This window comes from Vibrio sp. S9_S30 (assembly GCF_014694455.1).
Taxonomy (GTDB): Bacteria; Pseudomonadota; Gammaproteobacteria; order Enterobacterales; family Vibrionaceae; genus Vibrio.
Genome location: NZ_JAAUWT010000085.1, coordinates 1 through 1,500 on the forward strand (window position 1 = coordinate 1; position 1,500 = coordinate 1,500).

At 41.2% G+C, this 1,500-nt stretch carries 2 protein-coding genes; both read right to left on the minus strand.

From position 1 onward, the window contains the following. Window positions 1-369 precede the first annotated feature (369 nt). Window positions 370-783, minus strand: coding sequence for a hypothetical protein (locus HC752_RS24125; RefSeq protein WP_190337718.1), 414 nt, complete (start codon window positions 781-783; stop codon window positions 370-372). Window positions 784-917: 134 nt separating this feature from the next. Further along, window positions 918-1,217, minus strand: a complete 300-nt coding sequence (locus HC752_RS24130; protein WP_190337719.1) for a hypothetical protein — start codon at window positions 1,215-1,217, stop codon at window positions 918-920. Between the last annotated feature and the right edge of the window lie 283 nt (window positions 1,218-1,500).

Below are 1,500 nucleotides of genomic sequence, written 5' to 3' on the forward strand. Positions count from 1 at the left end.
ATCCTAACCAACAAAACCTTCTGTAACCAGACCACGACACCCAAAACGCCAATTCGGTCGAAGATTCAGAAAAACGAGCCAAGAACAAAGCTTCAAAATACGGTAAACAGGAATGGTTTGAAATAGTCACAACGGCTTGGCTTGCGACAACTTTTCCAACTTGAGTCGGGTTTAGGAATCGAAATTTGAAGCACTGAAGCCAGCTATTTTCGAAAACCTTACAACCTTTAAATTATCAAAGCGCTATAACGCCAGCTTAAGCCGCAGACAACGCACAAATCAAGCCCCTGCATTGCGCCTTAAACACTAAAATTACTGCAAACCAAAAGTGCCACGCGTTGGCTGTCGGTTTGAAGCTTTTGTTATGTATCACCGACGATACCAGACTTTCTCAGGCTTCTGACCTAATTGCCAATCAATATAGTCTTGTGGCGGTCGTTCTATATCGATGATATGTTCTAGGCCAAAAGGAATTTCCACACCAAAACCCAGATATACACTTTCCTCATTCGGTTCAACGCAACAAGGTTGGAAATCCAGTATGCCGATAAACTTATCTCCAACAATTTCAGATACGATTAAGTACCCTCGCTCAGATTCAATGCGAATTTCACCAGCTTCATCTTCACACTCGATTTCCAAGATTACTTTAGCTGCATCCCCAACTTTCAAGGCTTTCCTATCGTTTAAGGAAGGAATCCAAAAAGTATCAGGATGATCTCTATGGCATACTTCTCCGTTCCGAAGCTGCCAGAAATCGTCTTTAAAGTTAGCTAATTCCATAAATCCTCATGTGATACATAACGCCAGCTTAAACCGCAGACAACGCACAAAACAAGCCGCTGCATTACGCCTTAAACAATAAACTCACTGCAAACCAAAAGTGCCACGCGTTGGCTGTCGGTTTGAAGCTTTTGTTAGGTATTCCCTACAGCAATCATATGTTCTTTAATACTATCTGAGACATTAACCCAAGAAGTATTCCCAGCTAGTTCCAGTTTAATATTACACTTTTTTGCAACTTTGATTACATGATGAAACCAATCTGAGTAAGTCCAATCTCTTGGTACTGGAGATTTGAATGCTTTTAAACTATTGTCCCAGCTTACCTCAGCCGCTTCACGATATATATACTGATAGCTAGGATCTCCACCACTAGCCAAAACCAAGATCAGTTGACCATTCTCTAGTATTTCTACTCTCTCAATTATTTCCATTACATACCTAACGCCAGCTTAAACCGCAGACAACGCACAAACCAAGCCGCTGCATACGCCTTAAACACTAAATTCACCGCAAACTAAAAATGCCACGCGTTGTTTGTCGGTTTGAAGCTTTTGTTATGTGATTGCTACCCACCGAAAAGTGCAGTGTTTCCAAGACCAAATAGGATTAGAGGAACTGAAATAGGTGAGCTATATACTAAAAATCGCTTGCTTAGAGAAGCCCTATCCACTGGTTCTCCATGCTCATTTTTATCCAAATTTCCTCTTTTAACGC